This is a genomic window from Dyella monticola (genome assembly GCF_003363155.1).
GTDB lineage: Bacteria > Pseudomonadota > Gammaproteobacteria > Xanthomonadales > Rhodanobacteraceae > Dyella_B > Dyella_B monticola.
The window spans coordinates 90882-106999 of the sequence record NZ_QRBE01000004.1 but is presented as its reverse complement, the minus strand read 5'-3'; the positions used below and the strand labels follow the sequence as shown (position 1 = coordinate 106999).

Genomic DNA, 16118 nt, shown 5'->3' with positions numbered 1-16118 from the left:
TCCTCACTTTACGCGATCGGAGAGAATGTTGTGGAAAAGCTCGATCCGCGCCGCACGGCGCTTGTTCTTATTGACCTGCAGAAGGGTATCGTATCGTTCGCGGGCGGCCCCCACACAGCGGCACAGGTCATGGAAAAAGCCGGCGGGCTGATCCGGCGCTTCCACGAACTGGGCTCGCCCGTGGTGATGGTGCGTGTGGGTTGGTCCGCCGATGGCGGCGACGCCTTGCGCCAGCTCGTCGACCAGACGCCACCGGCCAGGAGCCTTCCCGCCGACTGGCTGGAATTCCCCGAAGAGCTGGGCGTCATCGACAGTGACATCCGCGTGCTCAAGCGGCAGTGGGGTGCGTTCTACGGCACTGACCTGGAACTGCAGTTGCGTCGCCGCGGCATCGAGCACATCGTGCTCGGCGGCATCGCCACCAACATTGGCGTGGAATCGACCGCACGCAATGCATGGGAGCTGGGCTTCGGCATCGTCTTCGCCGAAGACGCCATGAGCGCCATCAGCGCCGAGCACCACGACTTCGCCATCAAGAATATTTTTCCGCGCTTGGGGCGCGTGCGCGGTACCGCGCAAGTGCTCGATATGTTGAGCTGACAGCACGCGATATCCATCACCCGGCGCGCGCATCGACGGCGCGTCGGGTGATTCGCGCGCGCGTTGTGTATCGCCAAACGGGCGACACACAATGCACCGACGCTTCCCTCTTTACGCGCGTCCTCCCTCTCATCACGCCCACGCGACAGGCTCTTCACGGCCGCTTTAACGTCGGATGTGCGTGCACGCAGGGCTCGATGTTGCGTCGCCGCGTCTATGCGCTCCGAGCCGGGAGCGCCACCGCCACGCCACGCGCTGATAGTTGCCCCCTCTGAGCGGCGTTGCTGATTTTTGCAGTGCAGCGCAAGCGCTTCCAACTATGCCTTTACAACCCGCCATGAAAACGTTTACGTTTGCGCCGCTGCTGGGATTCCGCCAGTCATCACTTTGCCGCGGGGACGCTTTCGATGACGACCAAAAACGCAACCATCAAGGATGTGGCGCGCGAGGCTAAGGTCTCGGTTGCCTCGGTATCGCGCGTGCTCAACGGTATGGGCGGCGTGACTCCTGAAACGCAAAAAATCGTGCGAGAGGTGGCCGCACGCCTGCAGTACGTACCCGACAACGCCGCGCGCAGTCTGATCACAGGACGCACGCACACCGTCGGCGCCGTGCTCCCGGACCTCTACGGTGAATTCTTCTCCGAACTCATTCGCGGCATCGATCTGGCGGCGCGTGCGCGCGGGCTGCATCTGCTGGTGTCCAGTTCGCACGACGGCGTGGAAGCGGCGGCGGCCGCCGTGCGCGCCATGCGCGGTCGCGTGGACGGCATGCTGATTCTTTCTGAATTCGTCGATGCGTCATTCCTCGGCGAAAATCTGCCCGCCAATTTGCCCGCGGTATTGCTGGAAAGTCCGGTCAAAAGCACGCGCTTTCCCGTGCTCAACATCGACAGCCGCGCCGGCGCCCTCGCGATGGTGCGGCACCTGATCGAGCACGGACGGCAGCACGTCGCCTTCATTGCCGGCCCGAAGAGTAACTTCGATGCGCAGCAACGCGACAAGGGCTACCGCGCTGCAATGGCCAAACATGCACCTGATGCACCGCTCAACATTGTGGCCGGCGATTTCACCGAGGAATCGGGCTATCGCGCGGGACGCGAATTGATCGCCCAGAAGAAACGTCCGGATGCGGTCTTCGCCGCCAACGACATGATGGCCGTGGGCTGCCTCTACGCATTCAAGGAAGCCGGCATCGATGTGCCGGGCGATATCGCATTGGCGGGCTTTGACGACATTCTGATAGCGCGATATGTCACGCCGCCGCTCAGCACGGTGCAGGTGCGTATCGCGGATTTAGGTCGCATCGCGCTGGAGCGCCTTGCCGCCTTGCTGGACCCGACCGACACGACGTCGGTATCGATGCAGACGCTGGGATGCGACATCGTCGTACGTGAAACCTGCGGCGCAAACCTCGGCGCGGTCCCTTCGCCGCGCAAGCGGAAAAAACCACCGAACACATAACGACATCCACAGTGAACTGTCTGGGAGGGGAGAGCATGAACGCTGTATGCAATTACAAGAGACTGCTGTTAGCGCGATTGATCGCAGCCGCCGTAACGGCCGCTGCATTGCCGATGGCGTCTTACGCACAAAGCGCCGATGCCAACCTGCGCGGATCGGCAACGCCCAATGCCACGATCACCGCGACCAACGTTGCAACCGGGTATACGCGCGTCACTAAAGTGGGTGCAGATGGCACCTACGCCTTGGTCAGCCTGCCGCCAGGCACCTACAAGGTGGATGCGGGTCCGGCCACACAGCGGGTGGTGACGCTGACGGTGGCTTCGACCGGGACGCTCAATTTCAACGTGGCTGCGGCAACGGCGGGGAACGCGGCCAATGCGAAAAACCTCGGTGCCATTACCGTCAATGCCAGCACGTTGCAGGAGGTGACGACGTCCGAAGTCGGCACCACCGTATCGCAACGCGAGATCTCGACGGTTCCGCAGATCACACGCAACTTCCTCGAATTTGCCGACACTGTGCCGGGCATGGTGTTTACGGTTCAGCAGAACGGCAACACCAGCCTGCAGTCGGGCGGTCAGGCACCGTCGGCGATCAACGTGTACATCGACGGCGTCGGGCAAAAAAACTACGTGTTGCCTGGTGGGATTACCGGCCAGACATCCAGCCAAGGTAATCCGTTCCCGCAGTTGGCGATCGGTGAATACAAAGTCATCACGTCCAACTACAAGGCCGAATACGATCAGATTTCCAGCGCAGCGGTGACGGCGGAAACCAAGTCCGGCACCAACCAATTCCATGGCGAATTGTTCGGCGACTGGACCGACACCTGGATGCGCGCGGAGACACCCTCCGAAGCGGCGGACGGCAAGAAACAGCCCTCACACGACAAGGAATACGGTTTCTCCTTCGGCGGCCCGATCATCCAGGACAAGGCGCATTTCTTCATGGCCTATGAAGGTAAGGAATACGACACGCCGATCGCCATTTCGCCGGGCAATGCGGCAGACCTCGTTCCTCAATTACCTGCCGCCGCACAGGCGCAACTTGGACCCAGCAGTTTGCCGTTCAAGGAAGATCTCTACTTCGTGAAATTCGACTGGGAACCCACCGACCGGGATCGCTTTGAACTGAGCGGAAAATATCGCTCTGAAACGGCGATCAGTGGTCCTGGAACCGGTGAGGCTGCCTCGACCGCGGTGAATCTGATCAACTACGACCGTCGCTTCGACATTCGTTGGGATCACAGCGCCGACAGCTGGTTCAACCGCTTGCAGTTCACTTACGAGAATGCGTTCTACAAGCCAACACCTGTCGAATTCGGTAATGGATCGGTCTACACCACGCTCCCCTCCGCGGGTACGCAAGAGATTCTCGACGTCGGTGCCGCTTCACCACTGTCAGGGCAAGACAAGGGCCAGAAAGGCCCGTCGATCTCCGACGACCTCACCTTCAACGATTTCGAGTGGCATGGCGACCACGTCATCAAGATGGGTGTCAGCTACAAGCTGGTGACGCTGACCGCGCAGGATGCCTTCAACTACAACCCGCAATTTTCCTACTACGTGACGCCGACGGGCACAGACCCCGATCCATATCAGGTGCAATTTCCGATCGCGCTGCCTGGCACCAGTCCGGTCGTGCGTACGTCCGACCGGCAGCTGGGTACGTACATCCAGGACGACTGGACGGTGGACGACCACTTGACCTTGAACCTGGGTCTACGGTGGGACTACGAGCAGACACCTTCCTATCTCAACTGGGTGACGCCCCAGTCGGTGATCAACGCGCTCTATTCGCCCAATCCCTATCCGGGTGCTACGCCGGGACAAACCTATGCGCAGTCACTCGCCCTGGGTGGCATCGACGTCGGCAACTACATCAGCAATGGCCACAATCGCAATGCGCAAGACAACGAGTTCATGCCGCGCTTTGGCTTCTCCTACGACATCAACGGCGACCAGGCGCACGTCATCCATGGTGGCGCGGGACGTTCGTACGATCGCAATCTTTATGAGCTACTGCAGCTTGAACAGACCAAGCTCGCACTCGCGCAGCCAACCATCACGTTCCAGAACGCGTACCTGCCGTGTACACCGAGCGCCAGTTGCATCCCTTGGAATCCTGCGTACTACGGTGGTCTAGGTGTTTTGCAGAGCTTGCTTACCGCAACCACCGCGGGTCGCGAAGTCGACATGGTGACCAACAATCTGAAGACGCCGTATTCAGACCAGGTCAGCCTTGGTATGCGCAATCAAATCGGCGAGTGGAATACGGACGTTACCGTCGCGCGCGTCAACAGCTTCGACGGCTTGGTCTACCAGCTCGGCAATCGCTATCCCAATGGTTCGTTCTGGGAGAACGGCAGTCAGCCATGGAATGATGGCATTCCGGGCTGGGGCAACCTGATCATCGCCAACAACGGACTGGAGACCAAGACGACCCAGTTGCTTATCTCCGCGGAGAAGCCCTATACGCCCGAATCGCACTGGGGTGTGACGATTGCGTACACCTACTCGCATGCGTTGCAGAACAACGATAGTCAGGACGTAACCGATCAATACGCGTTCGACGAAGAGACTATTGGCCAGTATCCGTTCATTGGTTCGGCAGTGGCACGCCATCGCCTGGTGGCCACGGCATCGCTCGATGGTCCATGGGGGTTGCTGTTCGGCGCGAAGCTGACGCTCGCCACGCCCATTCCGGCGCTTAGCCTCGCGTGCTTCAACGACACCACCACACCCAGTGGATGCGTGCCGTACAGTTCGACGCCGCCAGGTTCGCACTTTCTGTTTGGCGGTCCGATCTTTGGCTATCGCTCGCTCGATTTCCAGGTCACCAAGAACTTCAAGATCTATAGCAGCTTCAATGGTTATGTGCGCCTGGACTTGTTGAATGCATTCAATTGGAACAACTACAGCGATTACATCACCAACTATGGTTCCAACGGCGTACTCAACCGAACCCCGGCACTGTACGACCCGACAGGCAATATTCTGGGTACGCCGTGTGAAGTGAAGTTGACGCTGGGTATCAAGTTCTGATGCGCGAAAACGAACAAGGCTCGCCGTGCGCGAGCTTTGTCGTCTGAGACGTCAGAATGCGTTTCATCCCCTCGCCGGTTACTTCACGACCGGAGCGGAGAAGGAGCAAGGCTGCACGGATGCTGCGCTGCCTCGGACCAGGGCGCGCTGCGTGTTTCGCGGACCGCAGCGTGCTCCGGCGTAGACGTTGAACCATCGATCCGAACTGCCACCTCCTTTCCCATTGAACTCGTCCCCACGATGGTCACCGTTTTTCGACACGCGTTAACAAGCATGCTGATTGCCACGCTGGTGATCGCAAGCAGCTGGTCGCCGCCGGTACTGGCACGCTACCCAACCGAACGCTTCGATTCGCTGCCAGCCAACCAGCAGGCGATGGTCGCGGAGCTGGAGAAGCGAACATTTCAGTGGTTCTGGGACAGCGCCAATCCCACCAATGGCTTGATTCCCGATCATTATCCAGGGCCATCGTTTTCCAGCATCGCCTCGGTGGGTTTTGGTTTGACCGCTTATGGCATCGGTGTGGAGCGCGGTTACATCACGCGCGCGCAAGCGGTCGATCGCACGCTGGCCACGCTGCGCTTCTTTGCCAGTGCGCCGGAAAACGATAGCGAAGACGACGCTGCCGGCTACCAGGGCTTTTTCTATCACTTCCTCGACATGCACACGGGCAAGCGCTTCGACCGGAACATCGAGCTGTCGAGCGTGGATACCACGCTGCTGCTTGGCGGCGTGCTGTTTGCCGAGAGCTATTACGATCGCGATACACCCAAGGAAAAAGCCATCCGCAAGCTCGCCGACACCATCTATCGGCGCGTGGACTGGACCTGGATGCAGCCGCGCGCGCCGCTGATCAGCATGGGCTGGACACCGGGGGGCAAGTTCATCGATGCGGATTGGAAAGGTTATGACGAGGGCATGCTGGTCTATATCCTCGCGCTCGGTTCGCCCACGCATGCCATTACGGATAATGCATGGTCGGCATGGACGCGCACCTATCCACGCCAATGGGGCACGTTCTACGGACAAACCTTTCTGAATTTCGCGCCATTGTTCGGCCACCAGTACAGCGAAGCGTGGGTGGATTTTCGTGGCATTCGCGACGCATGGAGCCGCGCACACGACCTCGACTACGTCGAGAACGGCCGCCGCGCCGTCTACGCGCAGCGCGCCTATGCGATCGCCAATCCGTCGCATTGGAAGGGTTACGGCCAAACCGTGTGGGGCCTGACGGCCTGCAACGGTCCGGGCGATATCACCGTAAACCTGCCTGGCCTCGGCGAACGTCACTTCGATGGTTACACCGCGCGTGGTGCCGGGCTGGACTACATTTCCGACGACGGCACCATCGCACCCACCGCCGCGGGTGGCTCGATCGCGTTCGCGCCAGAACTCGTCGTGCCCGCGCTGGAGGCAATGAAACAGCGCTATGGCAGCGATGTGTATGATCGCTATGGGTTTGTCGACGCGTTCAACCCCAGCGTGGATGTGTCCACACATGTGGAGGAGGGGCGTATCGTGCCTGGCAAAGGCTGGTTCGACACCCTGCAGATCGGTATCGACCAAGGACCCATCGTGCTGATGATCGAAAACTGGCGCAGCGGCTTTGTGTGGAAGGTGATGCGAAGCAACCCGTATATACGCAAAGGGTTACAGCGTGCGGGATTTACGGGAGGATGGCTAGAGCAGGCTGTGCCATAGCACTTCGCGCTGCTTGACGCCCTCCCCCTGAGGGAAGCGGGCTGGGGTGAGGGGTAACGCTTGCAAAAGGCTGCATTTTTGCCGGACAAAACATCCGAGTAATACATCGCGTAACCTATGATTATCGTGGCAAGCCCGGCCCCTCACCCCGACCCTCTCCCCGGAGGGGAGAAGGGGTATTGGACCGCATGCGTATTTATTGTTGCGGTATTGCTCTGCACGTGCCTTACAGCATGTGCGCAACGCACCGATTCTCATACGCTGACGTTCTGGACTTTCGGCCGCGAAGGCGAAGCCATCACGCAACTCATGCCTCAATTCGAGCGCGAACACCCCGGCATCCACGTGGTGCTGCAACAACTGCCCCTGTCGGCCGCTCATCAAAAACTGCTCACTGCTTTTGCCGGCGATTCCCTGCCGGATATGACGCAGCTCCCCAACACCTGGCTGCCCGAGTTCGTCGCGCTCGACGCGTTGGCGCCATTGCAAGCGCGAGTGGCCCATTCGCCGGTGATTCAACCGGGCGATTACTTCGCCACGATCTGGTCGGTCAACGTGTTCGACGGCAAGCTCTACGGCGTGCCGTGGTATGTCGATACGCGCCTGCTGTTTTATCGCAGCGATCTGCTCAAGGCTGCAGGCTTCAACGCGCCCCCACGCGACTGGGCGCAATGGCGGCGCATGCTTGCCGCGCTTAGTCATCCTGAGCGTGGTGTGTACGGCATCCTGTTGCCCACCAACGAATATGACCAGCTTACCTCGCTGGCGCTGGAGGAACCCGATCCATTACTGCGTGACGGTGGTCGTTACGGCAATTTCGAAAGTGCTGGCTTCAAACGCGCGCTTAGCTTCTATGTCGATACGTTTCAATTGCATGAAGCGCCACCCATCACCAATATCGAAGCCGGCAATCCGTGGGAGGAATTCGGCCGCGGCACTTACGCCTTTTACTTTTCAGGTCCCTGGAACATCGGCGAATTCCGCAAGCGCCTGCCCCCTTCAGAAGAGGCCGACTGGAACACGGCACCGCTGCCGGGGCCGGACGGCCCCGGTGCATCGGAGGCAGGTGGCTCCAGCTTGGTGATCTTCCGTACATCCACGCAGAAGGATGCGTCGTGGATGTTGATTGAATATCTTTCGCGGCCGGCCGTGCAGCAGCGCTTCTACGATCTGTTGGGCGACATGCCACCGCGCCGCAGTGCCTGGAACCTGGGCAAGCTGCGCAGCGATCCGAAAGCACAGGCATTTCGCGAGCAACTGGAACGCTTGAAGCCCACGCCATCGGTGCCGGAGTGGGAGCAGATCGTCAACGAAATGCAGCTCGTCGCCGCGCAAGCGGTAGCCGGTCATCTCACCATCGATCAGGCGGCCGCAGAGATCGACCATCGCGCCGATCGCATTCTGGAGAAGCGGCGGTGGATGCTCGATCACACGCATTCACCGAGCGCGGCTTTATGAACAGCCAACGTGCAGCATGGTGGTTTTTAGCACCGGCCGTCATCGTGCTGTGCGTGTTTTTCCTCGTGCCCGTGATCGCTGCGTGTGGACTTAGCCTTACCGATTTGGATCTTTATGCGCTGGCGGACATCCACAATCTGCGCTTCGTTGCGTTCGACAATTACTGGGCGCTGCTGCACCGCCCGCTGTTCTGGGCGGCACTGTGGCATACCGTATATTTCGTCGCGGCGGGTGTTCCCTTATCGATGGCCGTATCGCTGTGCGCGGCGTTGCTCTTGCACTCTCCCCTCGTACGCTGCAAGCCATTCTTCCGCACGGCGCTGTTCGCGCCGGTGGTCACCACGGTGGTCGCGATGGCGGTGGTGTGGCGTTACCTGTTCAACACCAAATATGGCCTGGTGAACGATGCGCTCGGCGTGTTGGGCATACACCCCATCGACTGGCTGGGCGACCCGCACTGGGCGATGCCCACCATCATCCTGTTCGCGGTGTGGAAAAACTTCGGTTACAACATGGTCATTCTGCTGGCCGGTCTGCAAGCCATTCCGGCTGAACTGTACGAGGCCGCGCGCATCGACGGGGCATCCGCATGGCGGCAGTTCCAGCATGTCACGTTGCCGATGCTGACACCCACGTTGTTGATGGTCGGCATCCTCACCGTTTCGGGTTATTTTCAGCTCTTTGCCGAGCCTTATGTCATCACCGAGGGTGGTCCATTGGAAAGCACGGTGAGCGTGCTGTACCTGATGTACGACGAAGGCTTCAAGTGGTGGAACATCGGTTCGGCTTCGGCCATCGCGTTTCTATTGTTCGTGATCATGTTTATTGTCACTACCTGCATGCTGCGCATAACGCGCGAGACCGACGCATGACGCCGCGCATGGCCAAGGCGTTGATCAATGGCCTGCTGATCGGCGGTACGTTGGTCGCGTTGTTTCCCATGCTGTGGATGCTGTCCGCCTCGCTGATGCAGCCCGGTCAGGCCAATGCCTTGCCACCGCCGCTGCTGCCCGCACATGCGACGCTGTACAACTATCACGCGTTGTTTGTGCATGCGGGAATGCGGCGCTACCTGCTCAATAGCTTGCTGGTATCGGGTGCCATCACGCTTTCATCGCTGGCATTGAACCTGATGGCTGGCTACGCCTTTGCGAAATTACGCTTTGCGGGGCGCGAGACGCTGTTCAAGGCGCTGGTCGGCACGCTGGCGATTCCGGCGCAGGTGGCGATGCTGCCATTATTCTTGATGCTCAAGCCGATGGGTCTGGTGAATAACTACGGTGGCGTGATCGTTCCGGCGATGGCCAGCGCCTTCGGTATTTTTCTCGTGCGTCAGTATGCGCGCGGTATCCCCAGCGAATTATTGGAAGCGGCGCGCATCGATGGCGCGGGCGAGCTGCGGATCTTCCTGCACATCGTGGTGCCGCTGCTCAAGCCGATCATGGTGACATTGGCGATCTACACGTTTCTCACCGCATGGAACGATTTCATGTGGCCGCTGATCGTGCTGACCGGGCAGGAGCATTACACGCTGCCATTGGGGCTTGCTTCACTGGCGCGCGAGCACTCGACGGATACGGAGCTGATGATGGCCGGCTCGGTCGTTACCGTGGTGCCGGTGCTGGTGCTGTTTCTGGCCTTGCAGAGGTATTACCTGGAGGGGCTGCTGTTGGGCAGCGTGAAAGGCTAGATGGTTGCTATGCGCCCGGACGTTCATTACCTGGTCACCCCGGTGTTCGCCGGGACGATGGGCCTAAGCGATCCGCTTGCCGCTCTCAGCATCGAAGAAATGCAGTCGCCCGTGTGCGAAGGCCAGAGGCAAGGTCGTGCATGGCGCTGGCATATGCTGGGGCGACACACGCGAAACAATCGCTTGATCGGCGAAGCGCAGGTTAAGAAACGCCTCATTGCCGACCGGTTCGATCACTTCCACTTTCGCTTCCAGCACTGCGTCAGTGGGTGCAACCACCTGCACATCTTCCGGGCGGATACCCAGTGCCACATCGCGACCGTTCCACGCCTCCAACGCCGCGGCTTGCGCGGACGACGGATGGATGCGCAGTGCCGCATCCGGCAATATCAGCTGCCAGCCGTTTTCCCGAAGCAGCCGTCCACGCAACAAATTCATCGCCGGCGAACCAAGAAAACCCGCCACGAACAGATTGGCTGGCTTGTCATAAAGATTCATCGGCGTGTCGATCTGCTGGATGGTGCCGCCGTCGATCACAACGATGCGCTCGCCCAGCGTCATGGCTTCCACCTGGTCGTGCGTGACGTAGAGGGTGGTGGTGTTGAGTCGGCGATGCAGTCGCGCAATTTCCACGCGCATCGACAAGCGCAGCCGGGCATCGAGGTTGGACAGGGGTTCATCGAGCAGGAAAACCTTCGGCTCGCGTACCAGCGCGCGGCCCAAGGCCACTCGTTGGCGTTGGCCGCCGGACAGCGCGGCCGGCCGCGCATCCAGGCGATGTTCCAGCTCCAGCAGGCGCGCGGCATCGCGTACGCGGCGCTCGATCTCCTCCTTGGGCTTGCCGCGCAAATGCAGGCCGAAGCCAAGGTTCTGCGCGACGGTCATGTGCGGATAGAGCGCGTAGTTCTGGAACACCATCGCGATGTCGCGATCCTTGGGCGCCACGTCGTTGACCACGCGCCCGTCGATGCGCAAGGTGCCCGAGGACATCGATTCGAGCCCCGCGATCATGCGCAGCAAGGTGGTCTTGCCGCAGCCGGAAGGACCGACCAGCACCAGCAGTTCACCATCGGCGATCGTGAAGCTGGCATCGTCCACACCGACGTGGCCGTTGGGATAGACCTTGCGCACCTGCTCAAGACTGACCGTCGCCATCGAAATGCGTTATCCCGTTTACTTGCCGCGATCGGCTATTCTCGCCGCGTAATCGGTTACATCAAGCCGCAGTGCGGCATGGAGAGTCTAGCGTCATGACCCGTAGCTACCGCTTCCCGGACGACTTCATTTGGGGCGCCGCCACCTCGGCCTATCAGATCGAAGGCTCGCCCCTGGCCGATGGCGCGGGGCCGAGCATCTGGCAGCGCTTCGCGCATACGCCCGGCATGATGGCCAATGACGATCATGGCGATATCGCTTGCGATCACTATCGCCGCTACCAGGATGATGTGCAGCTGATGCGCGCGCTGGGTCTGCAAAGCTACCGCTTCAGCGTGGCGTGGGCGCGCGTGTTGCCGGAAGGCACCGGCCGCATCAATCAGAAAGGCGTGGATTTTTATTCGCGGCTAGTCGATGCCTTGCTGGAAAACGGCATCGAACCCAATGCGACCCTGTTCCACTGGGATCTGCCGGCTGCACTCGATGATCGCGGCGGTTGGCTCAATCGCGACAGCGCCCACTGGTTTGCCGAATACGCGAGCGTGATGTTCAAGGCGCTGGACGATCGGGTGCGACGCTGGTCCACCATCAATGAACCGTGGGTCGTCACCGACGGCGGCTACCTGTTAGGCAAGCTCGCGCCGGGACACCGCAGCAAATACGAAGCGCCGATCGCCGCGCACAACCTGATGCGTGCCAGCGGTGCGGCGATTGAAGCGTATCGCGCCACGGGTCGGCATGAAATCGGCGTGGTGTTCAACATCGAACCCAAGTATCCGGCGTCGAAAAAACCGGAGGACATCGCCGCAACCCAGCGCGCGCATGCCTACATGAACGAACAATTTGCCGATCCGGCCTTGCTGGGTTCCTATCCGCCGGAACTGAAGGAAATATTCGGCGAGGCGTGGCCTGATTTTCCCGCGGACGATTTCCGGCTCACCAATCAGGCGGTCGATTTCGTGGGCATCAACTATTACACCCGCTCGGTCGTGAAACACGATGACGAGGGATATCCGTGCAGGGCATCACGCGTGCGTCAAGCCAATGTCACGCACACGGAAACGGATTGGGAGGTCTATGAGCAAGGCCTCGCCGATACCCTGATGTGGTTCAAGCAGCGCTATGGCGATTTGCCGCTTTACATCACCGAGAATGGTGCGGCTTTTTACGATCCGCCGGTTGCCGAGGGCGATGTTGTGGATGATCCATTGCGCATCACGTATCTGCGCAAGCATCTGCGCGTGCTTCATCAGAGCATCGAAGCAGGGGTGAACGTGAAGGGCTACTACGCGTGGTCGCTGCTCGACAATCTGGAGTGGTCGCTGGGCTTCGCTAAGCGTTTTGGTTTGTATCACGTGGATTACGCGACGCAGAAGCGCACGCCGAAGGCATCGGCGAAGTTTTATGCGAAGGTGATCGAGACGAATGGTGAGGGGCTTGGGGGTTGATCTCCCGCGCGTCGAGATTGCACTCCCTTCCCTGCTTGCAGGGGAGGGGACTGGCATCTCGCATGCTTTAAAGAACCGCTGCAATACCTGGTGTCGCCTGGTCCAGCAACCACGTTCGTAATGCACCCTCTTCCGCCACCATCGGCTCAGCAGACGCAGAACGCTGCAACATAGCAGAGAGTGCAGGCGGCACATCGACGGGCTTTCCAATCAAGGGCTCGACCACGCTCTCAAACTTCGCCGGATGCGCCGTTGCCACCACGGCCCACGATGCGCTATCGCCGGTGGCGCGAAGCTGATCCAACCCATGCATGGCCGTGGCGGTGTGTGGACAGAACACCTCACCATGTTCGCGCGCGTGCATGGCGATGGTCGCAGCGATCGTGTGGTCGTCTACGCTTTGCGCTTGTAATTGCGTGCGCAAACGCGCTGCATCTGGAAAGGTCCAACGCAGGCGCTCGAAGTTGCTGGGTGCGCCCACATCCATCGCATTGGCGAGTGTCGCCACAGCCTGGCGCGGCGCGTAGTCGTGACCGGTGAAAAAATCCGGCAAGGTGGTGTTGGCATTGCACGCCAATTTGATCTGCCCGATCGGCAAACCCATCGCGCGCACCCACATTGCAGCCAGCGCGTTACCCAGATTCCCGGTAGGCACCACCACATTAAGTGGCGAGCCGTGCGCATGCCAATGGATGAGCGCGGCATGCGCGTAATAGCTCATCTGCGGCAGCAGACGGCCCAGGCTGATGCTGTTGGCAGAGGATAGCGGCGACTGCGCTTGCAGCGCGGCGTCGTTCAACGCGGCTTTGACCATGCGCTGGCAGTCATCGAAACTTCCTTGCACACGCAACGCCTGCACGTTGTCGCCAAAGCAGCCGAGCTGGTGGGCCTGGCGCGGTGAGACGCGGCCGTCCGGGTAAAGGATCACGACCTTGATACCCGGCTGATGGTGAAACGCCGCTCCCACCGCTGCACCGGTATCGCCTGAGGTCGCTACCAAAATCGTCAGTGGTGTTGTGCTATGGCCGCGCAATCGACGCAAACACGCAGCGAGAAACCGTGCACCCACATCCTTGAACGCAGCGGTGGGCCCATGGAACAGCTCAAGCACAAAGGTCTTCGGATGCCGTGGCAGCGATCGCAGCGGTGTCGGAAACGTGAGCGCTTCAGCGCAGATGGAAGCAAGCTCGCCGAAGAGTGCATCATGCTCGAAAAACGGCGCCAGCAAAGTGGCGGCCGTGTCGGCGAGCGTACCGTCGGACCGGAAAGCGTCCACGCGCAGCGAGGGCAGGCGTTCGGGCACGTACAAGCCACCATCCGGAGCAAGGCCGGCGGCAATGGCTTCGCTCAGTGAGGCGGCGGGACTGGCGCCACGCGTGCTGACGTAATGCAAGGGTGCACTCATGCGCATTCACCCGCATCCGCGGTCGGAACGAGCGAGGCGGCCGGCCCATCCACTGGCGAAACGAACGTATCGCTATCCAGTCCTGCTTCTGCAAAGGCTCCGCGCATGGCGTCAGCCGCGGCCTCCGCTTCGGCGCGATGTTCGAACCAGCCGAACACGCTCGGACCGCCGCCGGAGATACTCGCGCCGAGCGCCTTGTGGTCCAGTGCGGCCTGCTTGACGCGCGCGAAGTTCGGTACCAGCGGTGCGCGGCGCGGTTCGACCAATACATCCTTGAGGCCTTCGCGTACCAGCTCGGCATCGCCGCGCCAGCAGCCGGCCAGAACCAAGGCGAGGTTGGCCGATTGCGCCACGAATTCGCCCAGTGCGTAATCGCCCGCGAGCGCCGCGCGGGCCTTGCGCGTTTCCAGCACGACGTGTGGATGCACCAGCGCACAATGCCAGCTCGCCGGCACCGGCAGGCGCACCAGGCGATCGCGCGTGGCCAGTACCAGGCCGCCCATCAACATCGGCCCAACGTTGTCACCGTGACGTCCGCCGCTGGCAACCGCTTCGCCTTCCAGCGCAAAGCCGTACAGCGATTCACGCGGCAACGGCCGCTCCAGTAAAGCATTGGCAGCCACCAGCGCCGCCACACATGAAGCGGCCGATCCGCCCATGCCCGAGCCCAGCGCAATACCTTTGTGCAGCGTGAGTTCGAAACCGTGTTGTAAGCCCAGCGCTTTGCGTAGAGCCATGAGCGCGGCACCAGCAGTGTTTTGCGCCGCATCGGTAGGGAGCACGTCGACACAGCCTTGGATGCTTGCGATGCGCACGATCGGTGTATCGATGCGCCGCACATCCGCGCGATCGGAAGCGCCGGCGATGCAGTGGCCGAGAATGTCGAAGCCCACGCCGACGTTGCCGACGCTGGCAGAGGCAATGGCAGAAGCGGCTTGCAGGCGTTGCGCGGTCATGGATGGCTTCACAGCAAACGGAGCGTTCATGCGCGCGCCTCCAGGGATTCGGCGATGCGCAGCAGGTCGGCGAACACCCCGGCGGCGGTCACTTCCGGACCGGCACCAGGACCTTGCACCAGCAGCGGATTATCACGGTAACGCTGCGTGCGGAATTGCACGATGTTATCCGTTAGCCGCGTGTGAGCGAATGGGTGCGAAGCCTGCAGCACCTGCAGGCGCACCTGCGCGCGGCCATTGTGATCCAGACTGGCCACATGCCGCAGCACGCCCCGTTCGGCCTGCGCTTCGGCCAGGCGCGCGGCCATCGGCGCATCCAGTTCGTCCAGCCGTGCCATGAATTCGTCCAGCGGTACGTGCACGAGGGTGGGTGGGACCAGGCTTTCCACGGCCACGTCGTGCAGCGACATCGGCCAACCCGCTTCGCGCGCGAGAATCACCAGTTTGCGCGCCACGTCGATGCCGGAGAGATCCTCGCGCGGATCGGGTTCGGTGTAGCCCAGCGCGTGCGCCTCGCGTACCAGGGCGGAAAAGGGGCGTTTGCCGTCGTAGTGGCAACACAGCCAGGCCAGCGTGCCGGAGAACATGCCTTCGACGGATAGCAGTTGATCGCCGGTATCGAGCAGGTCGCGTAGCGTCTGCACCACGGGCAGGCCGGCGCATACCGTGGCTTCGTAACGGAAGCGCGCGCCGTGCTGGCTGGCCGCGAGAATCGCTTGCCAGCGCGACAGCGGGCCGCTGTTGGCAAGCTTGTTCGGCGTCACCACATGCACACCCGCGGCGAGCCAATACGGATAGTTCGAAGCGACGGCGTCATTGGCGCTGCAATCAATCAGCATGGCGTGGCGCTGACCGTCGCCGCGAACGTAGGCGGCGAATTGCTCCAGATCTGTCGGCCGCCAGGTTTGCGCATCGTGCTGTGCGTTGAGTTCGGGGTCGTCGCAATCGAGCCACATGCGGCGGCTTGCGGCCACGCCGCACAGTTTCAGCTCCAATCCTGCGTCACGCAGCAGGCGCTCCTGCGCGGCGCGCAATTGCGCCAGCAGCACGCTGCCTACGCGTCCGGGGCCGATCAGTCCGACGGCCAACGTTCGCCGACGCGACGTCGCTGCCTGCAACGGTGGCAGGCGATGCGGTTGTTCGGCAATGAGTGATGCACAGCTTTCCATGGTGGCCTCCGGTTGAGGCCCCGTCT

The 16118-nt window shown here is 61.1% G+C and carries 12 protein-coding genes; 8 read left to right on the top strand and 4 right to left on the bottom strand.

The window, feature by feature from the left end:
* The first annotated feature begins 30 nt into the window (after nt 1–30).
* From DWU98_RS08840 to DWU98_RS08810, 7 genes are all read left to right on the top strand, one after another.
* On the top strand, nt 31–600 hold the full coding sequence (locus DWU98_RS08840) for a hydrolase (protein ID WP_115495196.1): 570 nt from the start codon (nt 31–33) through the stop codon (nt 598–600).
* A 407-nt stretch (nt 601–1007) separates the two neighbouring features.
* The gene (locus DWU98_RS08835) at nt 1008–2063 is read left to right on the top strand and encodes a LacI family DNA-binding transcriptional regulator (RefSeq protein WP_115495195.1); all 1056 of its coding nucleotides are present in this window, start codon (nt 1008–1010) and stop codon (nt 2061–2063) included.
* Between the two features lie 35 nt (nt 2064–2098).
* Nucleotides 2099–5110: a TonB-dependent receptor gene (locus tag DWU98_RS08830; RefSeq protein ID WP_115495194.1), complete on the top strand. Its 3012-nt coding sequence runs from the start codon at nt 2099–2101 to the stop codon at nt 5108–5110.
* 273 nt (nt 5111–5383) lie between these two features.
* Nucleotides 5384–6811 carry a glucoamylase family protein gene (locus DWU98_RS08825; RefSeq protein ID WP_230474765.1) on the top strand — a complete coding sequence of 476 codons (1428 nt, stop codon included), beginning with the start codon at nt 5384–5386 and terminating at the stop codon, nt 6809–6811.
* Between the two features lie 117 nt (nt 6812–6928).
* A complete protein-coding gene (locus tag DWU98_RS08820) occupies nt 6929–8269 on the top strand; it encodes a sugar ABC transporter substrate-binding protein (protein WP_115495192.1) in 1341 nt (446 codons plus the stop codon).
* The gene (locus DWU98_RS08815) at nt 8266–9141 is read left to right on the top strand and encodes a carbohydrate ABC transporter permease (protein ID WP_115495191.1); all 876 of its coding nucleotides are present in this window, start codon (nt 8266–8268) and stop codon (nt 9139–9141) included. The genes DWU98_RS08820 and DWU98_RS08815 overlap by 4 nt, the downstream gene beginning before the upstream one ends.
* A complete protein-coding gene (locus DWU98_RS08810) occupies nt 9138–9959 on the top strand; it encodes a carbohydrate ABC transporter permease (RefSeq protein ID WP_115495190.1) in 822 nt (273 codons plus the stop codon). The genes DWU98_RS08815 and DWU98_RS08810 overlap by 4 nt, the downstream gene beginning before the upstream one ends.
* Nucleotides 9960–10022: 63 nt before the next feature.
* On the opposite strand, the gene DWU98_RS08805 is transcribed toward DWU98_RS08810, so the two are convergent.
* Nucleotides 10023–11114 (bottom strand): ABC transporter ATP-binding protein, encoded by a 1092-nt coding sequence (locus DWU98_RS08805; protein WP_115495189.1) that lies wholly within the window; start codon nt 11112–11114, stop codon nt 10023–10025.
* 95 nt (nt 11115–11209) lie between these two features.
* Here DWU98_RS08805 and DWU98_RS08800 point away from each other — a divergent pair, with 95 nt between their 5' ends.
* On the top strand, nt 11210–12562 hold the full coding sequence (locus DWU98_RS08800) for a GH1 family beta-glucosidase (protein ID WP_115495188.1): 1353 nt from the start codon (nt 11210–11212) through the stop codon (nt 12560–12562).
* Nucleotides 12563–12629: 67 nt separating this feature from the next.
* On the opposite strand, the gene thrC is transcribed toward DWU98_RS08800, so the two are convergent.
* The 3 genes from thrC to DWU98_RS08785 are packed head-to-tail and all read right to left on the bottom strand — an operon-like array spanning nt 12630 to nt 16092.
* Complete coding sequence (gene thrC, locus DWU98_RS08795; protein WP_115495392.1) at nt 12630–13967, bottom strand: threonine synthase; 1338 nt, start codon at nt 13965–13967, stop codon at nt 12630–12632.
* Complete coding sequence (locus DWU98_RS08790; protein ID WP_115495187.1) at nt 13964–14953, bottom strand: homoserine kinase; 990 nt, start codon at nt 14951–14953, stop codon at nt 13964–13966. The genes thrC and DWU98_RS08790 overlap by 4 nt, the downstream gene beginning before the upstream one ends.
* Nucleotides 14950–16092 carry a homoserine dehydrogenase family protein gene (locus tag DWU98_RS08785; RefSeq protein ID WP_115495186.1) on the bottom strand — a complete coding sequence of 381 codons (1143 nt, stop codon included), beginning with the start codon at nt 16090–16092 and terminating at the stop codon, nt 14950–14952. The genes DWU98_RS08790 and DWU98_RS08785 overlap by 4 nt, the downstream gene beginning before the upstream one ends.
* Nucleotides 16093–16118: the final 26 nt, after the last annotated feature.

Bases quoted from the DNA above. Each gene is read 5' to 3' on its own strand.
- DWU98_RS08835 (WP_115495195.1), top strand. From the start codon at position 1,008: ATGACGACCAAAAACGCAACCATCAAGGATGTGGCGCGCGAGGCTAAG.
- DWU98_RS08830 (WP_115495194.1), top strand. From the start codon at position 2,099: ATGAACGCTGTATGCAATTACAAGAGACTGCTGTTAGCGCGATTGATC.
- DWU98_RS08825 (WP_230474765.1), top strand. From the start codon at position 5,384: ATGCTGATTGCCACGCTGGTGATCGCAAGCAGCTGGTCGCCGCCGGTA.
- DWU98_RS08820 (WP_115495192.1), top strand. From the start codon at position 6,929: ATGATTATCGTGGCAAGCCCGGCCCCTCACCCCGACCCTCTCCCCGGA.
- DWU98_RS08815 (WP_115495191.1), top strand. From the start codon at position 8,266: ATGAACAGCCAACGTGCAGCATGGTGGTTTTTAGCACCGGCCGTCATC.
- DWU98_RS08810 (WP_115495190.1), top strand. From the start codon at position 9,138: ATGACGCCGCGCATGGCCAAGGCGTTGATCAATGGCCTGCTGATCGGC.
- DWU98_RS08805 (WP_115495189.1), bottom strand. From the start codon at position 11,114: ATGGCGACGGTCAGTCTTGAGCAGGTGCGCAAGGTCTATCCCAACGGC.
- DWU98_RS08800 (WP_115495188.1), top strand. From the start codon at position 11,210: ATGACCCGTAGCTACCGCTTCCCGGACGACTTCATTTGGGGCGCCGCC.
- thrC (WP_115495392.1), bottom strand. From the start codon at position 13,967: ATGAGTGCACCCTTGCATTACGTCAGCACGCGTGGCGCCAGTCCCGCC.
- DWU98_RS08790 (WP_115495187.1), bottom strand. From the start codon at position 14,953: ATGAACGCTCCGTTTGCTGTGAAGCCATCCATGACCGCGCAACGCCTG.
- DWU98_RS08785 (WP_115495186.1), bottom strand. From the start codon at position 16,092: ATGGAAAGCTGTGCATCACTCATTGCCGAACAACCGCATCGCCTGCCA.